This window comes from Longimicrobium sp. (assembly GCF_035474595.1).
GTDB lineage: Bacteria > Gemmatimonadota > Gemmatimonadetes > Longimicrobiales > Longimicrobiaceae > Longimicrobium.
This window is the reverse complement of record NZ_DATIND010000012.1, coordinates 1-17,187: the sequence shown is the minus strand read 5'-3', so window position 1 is coordinate 17,187 and position 17,187 is coordinate 1. Positions and strand designations below refer to the sequence as shown.

Sequence of the window (17,187 nt, the reverse complement as noted above, 5' to 3'; positions counted from 1 at the left end):
TGCCGGACAGCAGTCCCGCAGGGACTTTGTGCTGTTGTTGCCGCGAATTCATTCGCCCGCCGCGCGTGGAAACCGCTCCGCGCCGCACGATTCTTTTGCCCCGCGGATGGGGCCCTCACTATCTTTCTCCCGCAACCCAAACGCCGGTTTACGTTCCGGCGGCTGGGGCATGGCACCTCCGGCGGCCACCTCACGCGCCGTTCCGTCCCACCTCCCGCGGACCGCATGGCCGCCTCCCCCGCAGTCCCTCCGCTGAACGACCACCTCGCCCGGCTGGTGGAGCGCCACTTCGGCGCGGCTTTGCCCATCCCCCCGCAGCTGCGCGATTTCCTGGCCGACCTGGACACCGCCTTCCGCGACGCCGACGCGGAGCGCGCGCTCCTGGGCCGCTCGCTGGACGAGGCCGGGCGCGCGCTGCTGGAGCGGTATTCCCAGCTGCAGGAGCGGTGGGAGGCGCACCAGACGGCGCAGGCCGCGCTGCGCGAGAGCGACCGCCAGTTCCGCGAGGTGGCCGAGGCGGTGGCGGCGGCCACCTTCATCTTCCGCGGCTCCCGCTTCCTGTACGTGAACGCCGCGGCCACGGAGCTCACCGGCTACACCCGCGAGGAGCTGCTGGCGGCCGACTTCTGGGAGGTGGTGCACCCCGAGCACCGCGAGATGGTGCGCCAGCGCGGGCTGGGCCGCCAGCGCGGCGAGGACGTGCCCACCCGCTACGAGTTCAAGATCGTGCGCCGCGACGGAGCGGTGCGCTGGGTGGACTACACCGCGGGAAAGGTGGAATACGCCGGCGAGCCGGCGGGGCTGGGCACCTGCTTCGACATCACCCTGCGCAAGGAGGCCGAGGAGGCGCTGCAGCGGCAGGCGCTGACCTTCGAGAACCTGTACGACGCGGTGATCCTGAGCGACCCCGACGGGCGGATCACCGACTGGAACCCCGCCGCCGAGCGCATCTACGGCTTCACCCGCGACGAAGTGCTGGGGCGCACCGCGCTGGACCTGTGGGTGAGCCCCGACGAGGGGCCGGAGCTGGACCGCCGCATCACCGGGGCGCTGGAAACGGAGGGGCGCTGGCGCGGCGAGGTGCGCTTCGTCCGCAAGGACGGCTCGCGCGGCGTGTCGGAAACGCTGGTGGTTCCCCTGCGCGACGCGGCCGGGCGGCGGATGGGGGCGCTGGGGGTGAACCGCGACGTCACCGAGCGGCGGCGGGCGGAAGAGGCGCTGCGCGCCAGCGAGGAGCGCTTCCGGCTGATGCTGTCGGGAACGCAGCAGGTGTTCTTCTACGTGCACGACGTGCAGGGGGTGTACGAGTCGCTGAGCCCCTCCGTGCGCGACGTGCTGGGATACGAGCCCGACGAGCTGGTGGGAAAATCGTACACCGCCCTGCACACCGGCCACGCGACCGACGAGGAGGTGGAGGAGCGGACGCGGGAAACGCTGCGCACGGGAACCCCCAACACCTACCTGGTCTTCTCGCGCCACCGCGACGGGCGGATCGTGGCGCTGGAGCTGGTGGAGACGGCGGTGCGGCGCGGCGGCCGGGTGCGCGGGGTGCAGGGGTTCGCGCGCAACGTGACCGAGCGCATCCGCGCGGAAGAGGCGCTGCGCGAGAGCGAGGAGCGCTACCGCACGCTCTTCGAGGAGAGCCGCGACGCCATCTACATGAGCACGGTGGAGGGAAAGCTGATCTCCGCCAACCAGGCCATGCTGGAGATGTTCGGGCTCGCGCGCGCGGAGCTGGACGCGTTCCGCATGGACGACCTCTACTTCGCCGCCGCCGACCGCCAGCGCTTCCGCGACGAGATCCATCGCGCCGGCTACGTGCGCGACTACGAGCTGCGGCTGCGCCGCCGCGACGGCGAGGCGGTGTACGCGCTGGTCTCGGCCACTTTGCGGCGCGAGGGCGAGGGGCGGGTGGTGGGGTTCCAGGGGATCATCCACGACATCACCGAGCGCAAGCGGGTGGAAGACCAGCTGGCGTACGGCGCGCTGCACGATTCGCTGACCGGGCTGCCCAACCGCGCGCTCTTCGTCGACCGGCTGAGCCAGGCGCTGGAGCGGGTGCGCCGCGGCGGCGAGCACCCCTTCGCCGTGCTCTTCCTGGACCTGGACCGTTTCAAGGTGGTGAACGACTCGCTGGGCCACGGGGTGGGCGACCAGATGCTGGTGGCCATCGCCCGGCGGCTGGAGGAGGTGCTGCGGCCGGGCGACACCGTGGCCCGCTTCGGGGGCGACGAGTTCACCCTGCTGCTGGACGGGGTGGCCAGCGCCATCGAGGCCACGCACATGGCCGAGCGCATCCTCGACATCCTGGCGGCGCCCTTCGCGCTGGAGCGCCACGAGGTGTTCACCTCGGCCAGCGTGGGGATCGCGGTGAGCACCACCGGCGCCGAGGAGCCCGACGTGCTGCTGCGCAACGCCGACGCCGCGCTGAGCCGCGCCAAGGTGCTGGGGAAGAACCGCTACGAGGTGTTCGACCGCGCCATGCACGCCGAGGCCATCGAGCGGCTGCAGCTGGAGACGGACCTGCGGCGCGCGATGGAGCGCGGCGAGTTCTCGCTGAACTACCAGCCGCTGGTGCGCCTGGACAGCGGCCGCATCGCCGGATTCGAGGCGCTGCTGCGCTGGCTGCACCCCGAGCGCGGCTGGGTGTCGCCCACCGTGTTCATCCCGGTGGCCGAGGAGATGGGGCTCATCCACTCGCTGGGGCGCTGGGTGATCGACGAGTCGTGCAGCCAGGCCAGGCGGTGGAGCGACGCGTTCCCCGGCCGGCCGCTGCGCGTGGCGGTGAACCTGTCGGCCGCGCAGTTCTCGCAGCCGGACCTGGTGGACCACGTGGAGCGCTCCATCGGCGAGTGCGGCATCGCCCCCGGGGTGCTGCACTTCGAGATCACCGAGAGCGTGATCCTGGAACACGCCGAGCCGGCGCAGTCGATGCTGGCGCGGCTGCGCGAGCTGGGGGTGGTGCTGTGCATGGACGACTTCGGCACCGGCTACTCGTCACTCGGCTACCTGCACCGCTTTCCCATCGACGAGCTGAAGATCGACCGGGCGTTCGTGAGCGGGATGGAGCACGACCGGCGCAACCAGCAGCTGGTGCAGGCCATCGTGGCGCTGGCGCGGAACTTGGGCGTTCCGGTGGTGGCCGAGGGGGTGGAGACGCGCGAGCAGCTGCAGGCGCTCCGCGCGCTGGCCTGCGACTTCGGCCAGGGCTTCCTCTTCTCGCGCCCCGTCCCCCGTGCCGAGGCCGACGAGCTGCTGGCCCGCGACCCGCGCTGGTGAGGTGATCTCAAACCGAATCCGGCGGAAGAATCAGCGCACCTCGCCGAATCACGTGCTGCGGAAATGATAGATCCTTCGGCCTGCAACCTCTTGTGTAGACACTGGCTGCGGTGTGGTCGGCCTCAGGATGACGTCGGGGTTGATGCGGCGAGGATGCACGAACTGAATTCCCGGATTCGGTATCAGACCGGATCTTGCAATCGCCTCTGCTTTAGAAACGAACAGAGAGACGTCATCCTGAGGCCGGCCACACTGTCGTTCCCATTGGACGAATGGTTGCAGGCCGAAGGATCTATGGGCGAGGTCGCACGTGCGCTGCCGGATCGCACGATCGATCCCTGATCTCAACATCGTTTCACGGAGAGACGCAGGGCCGCGGAAAAACCCGTCGTTTCTCCCCGGCTCTGCGTCTTGCGTGCGACTTTGCTGTTCGATCCCCCTACTGCATCGCCTTGTCGATCAGCTGCTCGTAGCCGGGGCGCGGGAGGGCGCCGACCTGCTTCGCCACCGGCTTCCCGTCGCGGAACACCATCACCGTGGGAATGGAGGCGATCTGGAAGCGCTGCGCCGTCTGCTGGTTGCGGTCGGTGTCCAGCTTGGCGATCAGCACGCTGCCCATCCGCGAGCGCGCCAGCTCGTCCATGATGGGCGCCACCATCTTGCAGGGGCCGCACCAGTCGGCGTAGAAGTCCACCAGCACCGGCACCTGCGCGTCGGCGATCACGCGCTCGAAGCTGGCGTCGCTGAGCGCCAGCGGCCGGTCCAGCAGGATCGGGCGGCCGCACTCGCCGCATTTGGGGTGGTCGGCGGCGCGGGCCAGGTCCACGCGGTTCAGTCGCCCGCAGAACGGGCACGCGACCGTCACCTTCCGCTCCTGCGTCGTGGGGCTGTCCATCTCCACTCTCCTCCGTCGGTTCCAGACCGAGTCGCCGATGCGCTCCCCGCGTCGGGCGGGCTCGATCGCGAGCGCACCGGCCGCGGCCACGCCATCGGGGCAAGTTCCGTTCTACCGCGTCACCTTGCGGATGAACCGCTCCGTGGGCTCGGAGCACTTCGCGTGGGCGTTGCACACCCAGCGCACCCGCTCCATCGGCACGCGCGCGAACAGCCCGATCAGCGTCTGCCGGTTCATCCGCGGGTCCATGCTGAACAGCGGGTCCGCGCCGCCGTACCCGCGCAGCGGCTTGCGCGCCACGGCGTCGCCCACGAACAGGATGCCGCGGAAAAGGTAGGCCGCGCTCCCCGGCGTGTGCCCCGGCACCGGGTACGCGCGCACCGTGTCGCTCCCCACCACGAACGCCGTGTCCGCCGAGAACGGCCGCAGGTCCACCTCGCCCGGCCTGGGCCCGGTGCGCCCGAACACCGACGTGGCCAGCCGCGACGGAACGTCGGCGTGGCGCTTCTCCCCCTCCAGCAGCGGCTCCTCGGGCATCCACAGGTGGAAGCGGGCGCCGCGCACCGTCTTCCACGCGGCGATGTGGTCGCGGTGGCTGTGCGTCAGGAACACGTCGGTCACGTCGCCCGGCACCGCGCCGATCGAGCGCAGCCGGCTCCGCAGCCGGTGTCCCGCGCCCACGAAGCCCAGGTCCACGACGATCGTCCCGCTGTCCGTCTTCGCCGCGTAGATCATGCTGCGCCACGGCCCCGCGGTGGTGAACGCCACCGCCCGCCCCGGCTCCTGGATCTGCGCCAGGTGGTACGTGCACCCGCCCAGCGGCAGGAGGAAGAAGGGGAAGATGGAGATGAAGATGCGGCGGCGCATGGCGGTGGCATTCGGGCGGTGAAGACGGCCACCGCGCATTCTGATGCGCATCTCCCCTCCCGGCAACACGAAGGCCCGCCGCGAGCAGGCCTTCTGATGGAGATCAGGATCCGGCGCCATCCCCGCGAGGTGCCGGGCCGCGCTGCGCCCGCTCCCACATCTCGCCGCGCGCGGCCCAGAGGAAGGGGAAGAACGAGGCGCGGTGCATGGCCATGCGGTCCAGGTACTTCACCCCGGTCGTCGCCGCCGTCCCCTCTGTATCCGGGCCGATGGTGCGCTCGGCGGTGCGGGCGTGGACGAAGCGCCAGATCCGCACCTCCTCGTCGTACTCCAGCATCGCCTCGGCCAGCAGCACCAGCTCCCAGTGCTCCGCGCCCGCGTGCGACGCCGCGTACGCATCCGCCGGCGACACGCCGCGCCGCTCGAACAGCGCCTTCGCCTCCGAGGCCACGGACGGCTGCTCCCACAGCTCCGCCAGCCGCGGCGTCCACAGCCCGACGACGGGGCTCGTCGCGTCCCCGGGGTCCGGCTCCAATTCGAGGTACCGGCGCAGCTCCGGCTCGCGCGCGCCGGACAGGATCTCGATCTCGTGCCACTGCCCGCTCTCACCGCCGCTGGCGGGGGCCAGATGATGGCGGAAGGCGTAGAATCCGCCCAGCGTCATCGTCTCCAGCACCCGCATCATCGGCCCGAACATGCGCACCACCGCGGTGCAGCGCTGGATGAGCCACGTCGCCATCCCCGCATCGTCCTGTTTCAGCGCGGCGATCACGCGCGGCAGGTCGGTGCGCAGCTGCGTGAACCACAGTTCGAACGACTGGTGGGTGACCACGAACAGGTGCTCGTCCGGGTGCCGCGCCTGCTCCGGCGAGGGCTGCAGCGTCAGCAGCTGGTCGAGCCGCAGGTACGAGCAGTAGTGCGTCTGCCCGGGGTCGCGCACGCGGTGCCCGCAGGCAAGGGTAGTCAGGTTGGCCACTGGGCTTCGGGTGGGGACGGCGTATCGGGCCGTCCGGAGCAGGATGGGAGAATACGAGAGTCGAACCGCCTGCGCGGTGAGCGGACGTCTATGGCTTCGCGCGTGCCGCCAAGCCCGATCCAGCGGGCCCGACGGGCTCGGGGCGCGAAAGCAGTTTGCGGAGGATCAGCCTTGCACGTGCGACGACGCCGGGCCGGCGCGGAGGCACGCGGCTCCGCATGACCTGCTCCCATTCGTCTTCGGGCATCGCGCGCTTCAGCCGGCGCAGAAACTCCTCGTCGGAAACCTCCGCGAAGTGCTTCTCCAGCCTGCGGCCCACATCCTCAGGATCGAGCATCAGCACCTCCTTCGAGCCAGATCCGCATCAGGGCGGAGGAATCGCGGACGGCAATCTGCACGTGCGACCGGGTGCGCAGGGCGGACCCGGGAAAGATCGGCGGGCCTTCCTCGAATGCTCCGCGAACGCTGCGGATTACAAGGCCGTCGTCCGCCATCAGGTCCACCGCATAATTGATGACGGCCCGGTCCAATCGTCGCGCGCCCGTAGTCTGCCGCGGGAGCGGCTGCTGCAGCCGTTCTCCGCGCGCGACCAAGTCACGGTGCGCGTTCGCGATGACGCGATGCCACCGCGGGTCCAGCAGGTCCAGGCAGTCGGTGAGGTCGATCTCCGCGCCGACCACTGCCGCCTCGCTGCCGAACCGCTCCGCCGCCCACTCGCGCGCGCGGCCGGGCGCGTCCTGGAAGAAGTAGACGCCGTCGCCCAGCCAGTCGTAGTCGTTGCGGCTGGCCCGGAACCCCGCGGCCAGGATGCGCTCCGCCCGTTCGACGCTCGTGCCATGGAAGCCGATCGCGCGCATCCATACCCCGGAGTTCGAAGTTTAGTCCAGCCACCTCCTCGTTCAAAGCGTTCGGTCGTTCGTCGTGCGTGCGTTCCTCGTCCCGCGTCCCCTCACCCGCCCCCGCCGCCCGCCACGCCGCCGCCGGGAATCCCGTCTCCGTCATCTCCCGCACATTCAACACGGGACGCAACTGCTCGTCGCGCGCGGTGGCTTTCGCCGCCACGCTTCAGGGTGCGAGGAACCGTCGCCCCAATCGCGGCACATGTGCACCATCATACCAGGCCTCATCCGTTCCGTAGCACCGCTCCAAGATGCGGACTTCCAAACGCTTGGACCGCGCCGGAAAGCATCCGGTCCGCTGGTGCCCGGCTGGCGCTCGCGATGCGCTGATCGCATTCCGCTCCGGGCAGGGCGCCCGGGGTGCCGCCGAACCGGCCTGCCGCAGCTTTCTTGCGTGGAGGTGAGCCATGATCCGCACGCTGACCCTTGCCCTCTCGCTGCTGGTGCTCTCCGCATCCGCCGCCGCGGCGCAGTGGCGGGAGGCCATTCGGACCGCGATCGACCGGGATACCTGGCGGTGGCAGCAGGACGGGTACGCCGAGACCGACGTGTGGACCGGGACCCTCTACGACGGCGACGACACCGACCTGTACGTCACGCTCGCGGGCGGAGTCTCGTACCGCTTCGTCGGCAAGTGCGACGAGAACTGCTCCGACCTGGACTTTGGGCTCTACTACGCCAACGGCAACTCCATCAGCACCGACCTGGAGTCCGACGCCACCCCGGTGGTCGTCGTCACGCCGCGGTGGACCGGAAGGTTCCGGCTTCGCGTCACCATGGCGAGCTGCGACGCGGACTACTGCGGCTACGGCGTGGGGATGTTCGTGCGCTGAGCCCCGCGCCCGCGGACCAACGGGGCCCGCCGTCAGGCGGGCCCTGCTCGTTCCGCGACCGTGCCCTCACCCGCCCCCGCCGCCCACCACGCCGCCGCCGGGGATCCCGGGCTCCGTCATCTCGCGCACGTTCAGCACGTGGTCCAGCTGCTCGTCGCTCAGCAGGCCGCGGCGCTTCACCACGTCGCGCACGGATTCGAAGTTCTTGGCCGACTCCTTGGCCACGCTGGCCGCCTGGTCGTAGCCGATGTAGGCGTTCAGCGCGGTGGCGATCGACGGGTTCTTCTCCAGCAGCTCGCGGCAGCGCTCGCGGTTGGCGCCGATCCCCTCCACCGCGTTGGCGCGGAAGGCGTCGCAGGCGCGCGACAGGATCTCCACCGACTGCAGGAAGTTGTGCGCCATCACCGGCATCATCACGTTCAGCTCGAAGTTGCCGTGCTGCCCGCCGATGGTCACCGCCACGTGGTTCCCCATCACCTGCGCGCACACCATCATCATCGCCTCGCTCATCACCGGGTTCACCTTTCCCGGCATGATGCTGCTTCCCGGCTGGATGGCGGGAAGGGTGATCTCGGCCAGCCCCGAGGTGGGCCCGCTGGCCAGCCAGCGGATGTCGTTGGCGATCTTCAGCAGGCTTACCGCCAGCGTGTTCAGCGCGCCGCTCGCGCTGACGCAGGCGTCCTTGGCGCCCTGCGCCTCGAAGTGGTTCTCCGCCTCGCGGAACTGCAGCCCCGTGAGCGCGCTGATCTTCTCGATCGTCTTGGCGGGGAAGCCGGGAACGGCGTTGGTGCCGGTGCCCACCGCGGTGCCGCCCAGCGCCAGCTCGGCCAGCTCCTCGCTCGCGTTGCGCAGCCGGCGAATGCCATGCTCGATCTGGCTGGCGTATCCCCCGAACTCCTGGCCCAGGCGCACCGGGGTGGCGTCCATCAGGTGCGTGCGGCCGCTCTTCACCACGTCGTCGAACTCGGCCGCCTTGGCGTTCAGCGCGCCCTGCAGCCGCTCCAGCGCGGGGATCAGGTCCTCGTGGATGGCCACGCGCGCGGAGACGTGCATGGCCGTGGGGATCACGTCGTTGGAGCTCTGCCCCATGTTCACGTGGTCGTTGGGATGCACCCGCTTGTCGCCGCCGGCGAGCTGCGTGGCGCGCGTCCCGATCACCTCGTTGGTGTTCATGTTGGTGCTGGTGCCGCTCCCCGTCTGGTACACGTCCAGTACGAACTGCGCGTCCAGCGTTCCCGCGATCACCTCGTCGGCGGCGCGGACGATGGCCTCGGCCACGGCGGCGTCGAGCAGGCCCATCTCGGCGTTCGCCTGCGCGGCGGCCTTCTTGATGGTGCCCATCGCGTGGATGAAGCGGCGCGGAAAGCGGATGCCGCTGATGGGAAAGTTCTCCACCGCGCGCTGCGTCTGCGCGGCGTACAGCGCGTCTGCGGGCACCTGCATCTCGCCCAGCGAGTCCTTCTCGGTGCGGAAGCTCGTATCGCTCATCTCGATTCCCTCGGATCTGTTCGGACCAGGAATTTGCGGCGGGGAAGATGGCAGCGCGCGCGGCCGGGCGAAAGGATGGAACGGCAGGGTTCGGGCGCACATCCCTTACGCAGGTGCGCGTCCGCGAGCCTCGCGCCGCCCTCACCCCGCGCCGGAGGGCGCGACCCTCTCCCGTCCCGGGAGAGGGTGGCTTTCCAGCATCGGCGCGCCAATCAGACTCTGGCTCACGCCACACTCAGCATCAGGCGCCGGTGTCGCCCAGCTACCTCTACCGGTACGGGAGAGGTGGACGGCCTCGGCCGGCCGGAGAGGGCGCGGGGGCCGCGGCGACGCTCCGGCGCGGCCTCCGCGATCAGGTCTCCTCCTTCTCCTGCTGTCGGGAGATAGGGTCGGGGGGATGATATGAGAGCCCCGTCGCTCGGCGCGCCAACTGGTCACCGCGCCACCGGCGTTCTATCTTCCCCGCATTCGAACGACCGTTCAAAGCAGAGACAGAAGGCCATGCTCCGGCTTCACGAATACACGTACCACCGCCCGTCCACGCTGGCCGATGCGCTCGGCCTGCTCACCGGCCAGGAAGACGCCCTCCCCATCGCGGGGGGGACGGACCTGATGCCGAACATGAAGCACCGCCTGTTCACCCCGCGCCACCTGGTCGCGCTGAAGGGCGTGGCGGAGATGCACGGCATCGGGCTGGCGGACGCGGGCGGCAATCCCGTCGCGGAGGGCTCGGCGGAGGCCGCGCAGCTCGTCGTCGGCGCGGCGGAGACGCTGTCGGTGGTGGCGCGCCACCCGCTCGTCCGCCGCATCGTCCCGGCGCTGGCGGACGCGGCGGGGCACGTGGCCGGCCCGCAGATCCGCAACGCCGGAACGATGGGCGGCAACCTGTGCCTGGACACGCGCTGCACGTACTACAACCAGACCTTCTTCTGGCGGCAGGCGCTGGGTTTCTGCCTGAAGAAGGACGGCGACGTCTGCCACGTGACCAGGGTGGGGAAGAAGTGCGTCGCCGCGCACTCCGCGGACACGCCGCCGGTGCTGATGACGGTCGGCGCGGTGGTCGACCTCGCCTCCCCCGCGGGGATGCGGACGGTGACGGTGGACGAGTTCTTCGTGGCCAACGGCGAGTGGAACACGGTGCGGCGGCCGGACGAGCTGCTGGTGCGCATCCGCATTCCCCTTCCCGGCCTTGGCGTGCGGACGGCGTACCGCAAGGTGCGGCAGCGCCAGTCGGTGGACTTCCCGCTCCTCTCCATCGCCGTGGCGGCGGACGTGGCGCCGGACCAGACCGCCCGCGCGATGTCGCTCGTCGTTTCCGCGCTGGGGGCGCGGCCGCGCGTGGTCACCGGGCTGGAGAAGATCGTCTCCGGCAGGCGCCTGCTGGATGTGGCGGACGCAGTCGGCGCGCAGGCGTTCAAGCAGTGCCACCCGCTCGAGAACCTGATCGTGGACCCCGACTGGCGCCGCGCGATGGTCCCCATCTACGTCCGCCGCGCCATCGAGGACCTGGCCGCCGGCCCCGGCCCCGCCCGCGCGGCGTGAACGCGGGGGGCGGAGGGGTGGAGATGAAATCTTAATCATCCGATCTTCCTCTTCATCTTCCCCGAAATGCAGCATTATGCGCCGGCACGGCGCGGGACGATGCGGAACCTCGGGCGCCGGGGCAGTGTCCGACGGGGGTCGCCCGCCGCCGCGGGAGCCGGAGCGGCGGGCGCGAAATGCTGCGGGCGCGCCACTTTCCGGTGCCAGCAGTGTCGCAGATGGGGGTTGTGAAAGACCTGTGGCACCTCTCCTGCGGTGTCTCCATCGCCGCTGAATCGGGCTCACTCCAGGGGTGCTGCTGCGCTAAGTGCTTGCACCAGGCGCACTTTGCCGCTAGATTGGACAGTCCCCGGCTCTTCAGCTCTTCGGTAACCTGTTTCCCCCCAAGGGTATGACTGCATTCGGGATCGAGCATCCGCTCATCATCCAGGGCGGTATGGGCGTGGGCGTGTCCAACTGGGTGCTCGCCAAGGCGGTCTCCCTGCGCGGGCAGCTCGGCGTGGTGTCGGGCACCTGCATCGACACCGTGCTGGTGCGCCGCCTCCAGGATGGTGACGCGGAGGGCCACGTGCGCCGCGCCATGGCCCACTTCCCGCTCCCCGAAGTGGTCGAGGACGTGCTCCGCAAGTACTTCCGCCCCGAGGGGCGCGAAGCGGGCGAGCCGTACACCGCCATCCCCATGTACCGGCAGGTGGTCAGCAAGGTGCGCGAGCAGCTGACCATGCTGGCCTCGTTCGTGGAGGTGTGGCTGGCCAAGGAAGGCCACGACGGCGTGGTGGGCGTGAACCTGCTGACCAAGGTGCAGATGCCCAACCTGGCCACGCTCTACGGGGCGATGCTGGCCCGGGTGGACTACGTGCTGATGGGCGCGGGGATCCCCAAGGAGATCCCGGGCGCGCTGGACCGCATGGCCGCGCACGAGCCGGCCGCCATCCGCTTCGAGGTGGAGGGCGGCGCCAGGGACGACAGCGAGATGCTGACCTTCGACCCGCGCGCGCACTTCGCCGAGGCGCCGGCCACGGTGAAGCGCCCGTACTTCCTCCCCATCATCGCCTCGAACTCGCTGGCCACCATGCTGGTGCGCAAGGCCACGGGGCGGGTGGACGGCTTCGTGATCGAGGCGCCCACGGCGGGCGGGCACAACGCCCCGCCGCGCGTGGCCGGCGTGTACAACGAGCGCGGCGAGCCGCTGTACGGCGAGCGCGACGTGGTGGACCTGGAGAAGATGAAGGAGCACGGCCTGCCCTTCTGGCTGGCCGGGAGCGCGGGGACGCCGGAGAAGCTGGCCGAGGCGCTGGACGCCGGCGCCGCCGGGGTGCAGGTGGGAACGCTCTTCGCCTACACCGACGAGAGCGGCATCTCTCCGGAGCTGAAGCGCGACGTGATCCGCCAGGCGCAGGAAGACGCCATCGACGTGCTGACCGACGGGCGCGCGTCGCCCACCGGCTTCCCGTTCAAGGTGGTGCAGATGGGCGGCACCGTGTCGCAGCTCCCGGTCTACCAGGCGCGCGAGCGCGTGTGCGACCTGGGGTACCTGCGCCAGCCGTACAAGCGCGCCGACGGCCGCATCGACTACCGCTGCGCCGCCGAGCCGGTGGAGACGTACGTGAAGAAGGGCGGCCTGCGCGAGGACACCGCCGGCCGCAAGTGCCTGTGCAACGCGCTGTTCTCCACCATCGGCATGGCGCAGGCGCGCGACGAGGGCGTGGAGGAGCCGCCGCTCATCACCAGCGGCGACGAGTTGAAGAACATCCGCCGCTTCCTGGGCTCCGACCGCGCGGGGTACACCGCCGGCGAGGTGGTGGACTGGCTGATGTCCGGGATCGACCGCCTCTGCGGCCGCACCCGCGTGGAGGCGGCGCCCGCCCGCTCGGTGGTGCCCGTCGTCGGCTGACCGGCATCGCGGGTTTATGGAGATGCAGAACGGGTCCCGCGCAGGTGCGCGGGACCCGTTCTCGCTTCCGGAGACGCGAAAGGCTACGGCGCCGCGATCAGCGGGTGCGAGGTCAGCACCACGGCGCGGCCGGCGCAGGCGTCCTGCCCCACCTGCGCGAAGGTGAGCTGGTTGCCGCTGCGCCGCCAGGTGTAGGTCGCCGGGTCGGTGCAGGCGTACTCGCCGGACTCGCCCACTGGGAAGGTGATCTGGTTGCCGTTCACCTCGTAGTGCCCCTCGACCACCTGGTTGCCCTTGAACGTGGCCACGAAGTGGTTGCCGGGGTGGATGGCGACGGTCCAGGCGCCCACCAGCCCCGCGTGCGCGTCCGCCGGCATGGCGCTGGGGACGTCGGAGTCGGCCAGGGTAACGGTGTAGTTGCCGATGATGCCGCCCATCGCCGGCGCGGCCGTGGCCATCGCGGGGGGTGCGGCGGCGGGGGGGGTGCTCATCGCCGCGGGGGCGCAGGCGGCGGCGAGAAGTGCGGCGAGCGGGAGGGCGAGACGGCGCATGGGGCCTCCACGGAAGGGGATCGGCGAACTGCGGTCCGATCATACTGTGCATTCCCGCCATCCGCGTCAAACCCCTCGCTTCCGCAGCGCGTGCCCCGCATCGCTGGATCTCACGCGGAGACGCGGAGACGCGGGGGTGTTCGGGCGGCATCTCCGTGCCTCCGCGTCTCCGCGTGAGATCCCGGCCGGGGTCTGGAAGCGGGAGGCATCTTCCCGCCGCGAAGTGGGGAGACGCCCTCTGGCCCTTCCGCGCGAAGCGGGTGTATCATCGTCCGCTCGGCCGTATCTCCATCTACCGATCCACCTGACGCCATCTTGATGCAAGCGCAGTCGCTCGGCCTGTTCGTCGCCTTCAGCGCGGGGCTCCTCAGCTTTCTGTCGCCGTGCGTGCTGCCGCTGGTGCCGAGCTACGCCACGTTCATCACGGGGATGAGCCTGGACGAGCTGGAGTCGCGCGACAGCAAGCGCGGGCGCCGCACCGTGTTCATCCACGGGCTGCTGTTCGTTCTCGGCTTCACGCTGGTGTTCCTGGCGCTGGGCGCGTCGGCCACGTTCATCGGCGCGCTGCTGAAGTTCGCCAGCCGCTGGGTGCAGGCCGCGGGCGGGGTGATGCTGATCCTCTTCGGCCTGTACCTGGTCGGCGTCCTCCGCCTTCCGGGCGCCAACCGCGAGTGGCGGATGCACCTGGCCGAGAAGCCGGTGGGATACCTGGGCACGGTGCTGGTCGGCATCACCTTCGGCGCGGGGTGGACGCCGTGCATCGGGCCGGTGCTGGGCGGCATCCTGACCATGGCGGCCGCGCAGGGCACGATGGGGCACGGGATCGGGCTGCTGGCGGTGTACTCGGCCGGGCTGGCCATCCCCTTCCTCCTCTCCACCCTGCTGATCGACTGGTTCCTGAGCGGCTTCCGGCGCTTCCGCCGCCTGCTGCCGTGGATCAACCGCATCAGCGGGGCGATGCTGCTGGTGCTGGGCGTGCTGATGGTGACCGGCTCGTTCACCACCCTCTCCGCGGTGTTGTCCCGGTGGACGCCGGCGTGGCTCTCCGCGCGGCTGTAGGGGACAGGGGACAGGGGGCGGTCGTGAGCGCCGATGCCGCGGAGTGAGCGGATCAGCCTCGCGCGGTTTGCGAGGCTTCCCGTAGTTGTTGCTGCGACGCTGCGACTTCAGTCGCCGGTGACCGGCTGCGTGTAACTCAAGAAATTTAGGACACTGACACCATTTCCGCCCCGATGATCAAGCGATCCATTTCCCTCCTTTCACTCGCCCTCTGCACCGGGTGCGCGGCGGCGTGGCACCGCACCAGCTCCCCGCTCCGCAGGATGCGGCGTTCGTGGGAACCCTGCGCGTGACGACGGCCGACGGCGCTCCCGTGGTGCTCGACAGCGCGTGGGTGCGCGGCGACACGCTGGCCGGCATCGCGCGCGAGGTGCCGCGCCGGCACATGGCCATCGCGCTGAGCGACGTGCGCCTGGTGGAGCGCCGCGGCGAGGCGTCGACCACGGCCATCGTGCTGGTGGTCGCCGCCGTGGTCGCGGTGGCCTCGTACGTCCGCGCCCTCTACGTCGCCGACTGACGCCGCTGCGGCCGCGATCCTTCGCGGCGGAAGCGGTGTAACACGTTCGTGCGCTTGATTCTGCTTGCGCGGCCGGGAGCGGCGGGCCAGATTCGGCACGCCTCCCTTCCGGCCGCGCACCCCATTCACCACCCGAACCGACGATGGCGAAGCAGATCCGCATCCTGCTGGTGGACGACCACGCCGTGCTGCGCGCCGGGCTGCGCGCCCTGCTCGAGGCCGAGCCCGGCTTCCTGGTCGTCGGCGAGGCGGGAACGGGCGAGGAGGGGGTGATGAAGGCGAAGCAGCTCCTTCCCGACGTGGTGGTGATGGACCTGTCGATGCCGGGCGCGGGCGGGCTGGAGGCGGTGCGCGAGATCTCCGCGCTGGGGAAGGAGATCCGCACGCTCGTCCTCACGATGCATGGCGAGGAGGAGCACCTCCTTCCCGTGCTGGAGGCGGGCGGCAGCGGCTACGTGAACAAGCGCAGCGCCGACGAGGAGCTGATCGAGGCGATCAAAACGGTGGCCGGCGGCGACGTCTTTCTCTACCCCAGCGGCGCCAAGCTCCTGCTGCGCGGCCTGAAGCAGAAGGCCGAGCCGGGCGAGGACGACCCGCTGGAGAAGCTCACCGACCGCGAGCGCGAGGTGCTGGGCTTCACCGTGGAGGGGTTCAGCAGCAGCGAGATCGGGAAGAAGCTGTTCATCAGCCCCAAGACGGTGGACACCTACCGCGCCCGCATCATGGAAAAGCTGAACCTGCACCACCGCAGCGAGCTGGTGAAGTTCGCCCTGCAGCGCGGACTGCTGAAGGCGGACAGCTGAACGGCGGACGAAGTGCGGGAGTGCGTTAGTGCGTTAGTGCGGGAGTGAACGGCGGAGTCCCAACCGGACAGCTGAAGGCGGGGCTCCCTGCCGGGCGAATGAATTCGCTGCAACAAACACACGAAGTCCGCCTGCGCGGACTGTCCATCACGGGCGAGTGCCACGCCGGCACGAACTCCGAGCGGGACCGCGGTTAACCTCCCCCAGGGGTTTTTGGGGAAGGTGCGAGCCTGAGCGAGCGGTGGGGGCGCTCGTGAGGTGCGCCGCGGTGCACCGGGTTTGCTGCCGGTGAGATCCTCCCCCGGGGCACGGACTCCACCGCGGGCCGCGCCCTTGTTACGCACCGTACGCCGCATCCGGTGTACACACGGCGCATCGTTTCGTACGAATCGAAAATCCACCAGCGGAAGATAGAACGTTGGCTCGCAGGGTCGTCATCACGGGCGTGGGGATGGTCACCGCCCTGGGCAACAACGCGGCGGACACCTGGGAAGGCGTCAAGGCCGGCCGCTCCGGCGTGGGGCCGCTCACCAAGTGCGAGCTGCCCGGCATCGCGCCGGAGATCGCCATCGCGGGCGAGGTCAAGAACTTTGCCCCGGAGCCGGTGCTGGACCGCAAGGACGCGCGGCGCATGGACTGGTTCATCCAGTACGCCATCGTCGCCGCGGACGATGCCATGCGCTCCGCCGGCTTCAGCGGCCTGCAGCCCGTTCCCGACCCCGACGAGACGGGCACCATCGTCGGCTCGGGGATGGGCGGGCTCATCTCCATCATGGAGACGTCGGACATGGCCCGTGAAAAGGGCCTCAACCGCGTGTCGCCCTTCTTCATCCCCGCCAGCATCATCAACCTGGCCAGCGGGCAGATCGCCATCCGCACGGGTGCGCGCGGCCCCAGCTACGCGCCCGTGAGCGCGTGCGCCAGCAGCAACCACGCGATCGGCGAGGCGTTCCACGCCATCCAGCGCGGCGACGCCCGGATGATGCTGGCCGGCGGCACGGAAGCGTGCCTCACGCCCATCTCCTACGCGGGCTTCGCGGCCGCCCGCGCGCTCGCCACCACGTACGACTCGCCCGAGACGGCGTCGCGCCCGTTCGACTCGAAGCGGAGCGGATTCGTGCACGGCGAGGGCGGCGGAATCCTGATCCTGGAGGACCTGGAATCCGCCCAGGAGCGCGGCGCACCCATCCTGGCGGAGATCATCGGGTTCGGGATGAGCGCGGACGCGTTCCACATCACCGCGCCGCCGGAAGACGGCGCGGGCGCGGCGCTGGCCATGAAGCGCGGGCTGCGCAGCGCGGGGATCGCGGCGGAGGAAGTGACGTACATCAACGCGCACGGCACCTCCACCCCCGTGGGCGACCTGGCGGAGACGCGGGCCATCCGCTCCGTCTTCGGCGCGCACGCGGACCGGCTGGCCGTCTCGTCCACCAAGTCGATGATCGGGCACGCGCTGGGCGGCAGCGCGAGCATCGAGGCGGGCGTGTGCGCGCTGGCACTGCGCGAGGGCATCATCCCGCCCACCATCAATCTCACCAGTCCCGACCCCGAGTGCGACCTGGACTACGTGCCCAACACGGCGCG

15 protein-coding genes are annotated in these 17,187 nt (G+C 70.4%); 8 read left to right on the top strand and 7 right to left on the bottom strand.

The genetic code is table 11. From position 1 onward, the window contains the following. Positions 1–225: 225 nt before the first annotated feature. Entirely contained in the window at positions 226–3,279 is a 3,054-nt protein-coding gene (locus VLK66_RS02325) for a PAS domain S-box protein (RefSeq protein ID WP_325307561.1), read from the top strand. A gap of 439 nt (positions 3,280–3,718) precedes the next feature. On the opposite strand, the gene trxC is transcribed toward VLK66_RS02325, so the two are convergent. The 5 genes from trxC to VLK66_RS02300 form a co-directional block, all read right to left on the bottom strand. Continuing rightward, positions 3,719–4,174 (bottom strand): thioredoxin TrxC, encoded by a 456-nt coding sequence (gene trxC / locus VLK66_RS02320; RefSeq protein ID WP_325307560.1) that lies wholly within the window; start codon positions 4,172–4,174, stop codon positions 3,719–3,721. Between the two features lie 111 nt (positions 4,175–4,285). Next, on the bottom strand, positions 4,286–5,092 hold the full coding sequence (locus tag VLK66_RS02315) for an MBL fold metallo-hydrolase (protein ID WP_325307559.1): 807 nt from the start codon (positions 5,090–5,092) through the stop codon (positions 4,286–4,288). 52 nt (positions 5,093–5,144) lie between these two features. After that, complete coding sequence (locus VLK66_RS02310) at positions 5,145–6,017, bottom strand: tryptophan 2,3-dioxygenase family protein (protein ID WP_325307557.1); 873 nt, start codon at positions 6,015–6,017, stop codon at positions 5,145–5,147. An 88-nt stretch (positions 6,018–6,105) separates the two neighbouring features. After that, positions 6,106–6,354 (bottom strand): hypothetical protein, encoded by a 249-nt coding sequence (locus tag VLK66_RS02305; protein WP_325307555.1) that lies wholly within the window; start codon positions 6,352–6,354, stop codon positions 6,106–6,108. Then, entirely contained in the window at positions 6,341–6,874 is a 534-nt protein-coding gene (locus VLK66_RS02300) for a hypothetical protein (protein ID WP_325307553.1), read from the bottom strand. Before VLK66_RS02300 ends, VLK66_RS02305 begins: the two co-directional genes overlap by 14 nt. Before the next feature lie 449 nt (positions 6,875–7,323). Between VLK66_RS02300 and VLK66_RS02295 the strand changes: the two genes are divergently transcribed. Next, on the top strand, positions 7,324–7,749 hold the full coding sequence (locus VLK66_RS02295; protein WP_325307551.1) for a hypothetical protein: 426 nt from the start codon (positions 7,324–7,326) through the stop codon (positions 7,747–7,749). Between the two features lie 66 nt (positions 7,750–7,815). Here VLK66_RS02295 and VLK66_RS02290 read toward each other — a convergent pair whose 3' ends face one another. Next, positions 7,816–9,237, bottom strand: coding sequence for a class II fumarate hydratase (locus tag VLK66_RS02290; RefSeq protein ID WP_325307549.1), 1,422 nt, complete (start codon positions 9,235–9,237; stop codon positions 7,816–7,818). 501 nt (positions 9,238–9,738) lie between these two features. Here VLK66_RS02290 and VLK66_RS02285 point away from each other — a divergent pair. Then, on the top strand, positions 9,739–10,779 hold the full coding sequence (locus VLK66_RS02285) for an FAD binding domain-containing protein (protein ID WP_325307547.1): 1,041 nt from the start codon (positions 9,739–9,741) through the stop codon (positions 10,777–10,779). 391 nt (positions 10,780–11,170) lie between these two features. Continuing rightward, the gene (locus VLK66_RS02280) at positions 11,171–12,673 is read left to right on the top strand and encodes a nitronate monooxygenase (RefSeq protein ID WP_325307545.1); all 1,503 of its coding nucleotides are present in this window, start codon (positions 11,171–11,173) and stop codon (positions 12,671–12,673) included. Positions 12,674–12,756: 83 nt separating this feature from the next. Here the strand turns inward: VLK66_RS02280 and VLK66_RS02275 are convergent, their stop codons facing one another. Further along, positions 12,757–13,224 (bottom strand): hypothetical protein, encoded by a 468-nt coding sequence (locus VLK66_RS02275; RefSeq protein ID WP_325307543.1) that lies wholly within the window; start codon positions 13,222–13,224, stop codon positions 12,757–12,759. A gap of 318 nt (positions 13,225–13,542) precedes the next feature. Between VLK66_RS02275 and VLK66_RS02270 the strand changes: the two genes are divergently transcribed. From VLK66_RS02270 to fabF, 4 genes are all read left to right on the top strand, one after another. After that, entirely contained in the window at positions 13,543–14,283 is a 741-nt protein-coding gene (locus VLK66_RS02270; RefSeq protein WP_325307597.1) for a cytochrome c biogenesis CcdA family protein, read from the top strand. Between the two features lie 274 nt (positions 14,284–14,557). Further along, positions 14,558–14,800 carry a hypothetical protein gene (locus VLK66_RS02265; protein WP_325307541.1) on the top strand — a complete coding sequence of 81 codons (243 nt, stop codon included), beginning with the start codon at positions 14,558–14,560 and terminating at the stop codon, positions 14,798–14,800. 143 nt (positions 14,801–14,943) lie between these two features. Then, the gene (locus VLK66_RS02260; protein WP_325307539.1) at positions 14,944–15,603 is read left to right on the top strand and encodes a response regulator transcription factor; all 660 of its coding nucleotides are present in this window, start codon (positions 14,944–14,946) and stop codon (positions 15,601–15,603) included. Positions 15,604–16,021: 418 nt separating this feature from the next. Beyond that, a partial coding sequence (gene fabF, locus VLK66_RS02255; protein ID WP_325307537.1) for a beta-ketoacyl-ACP synthase II occupies positions 16,022–17,187 on the top strand: 1,166 nt, incomplete at its 3' end.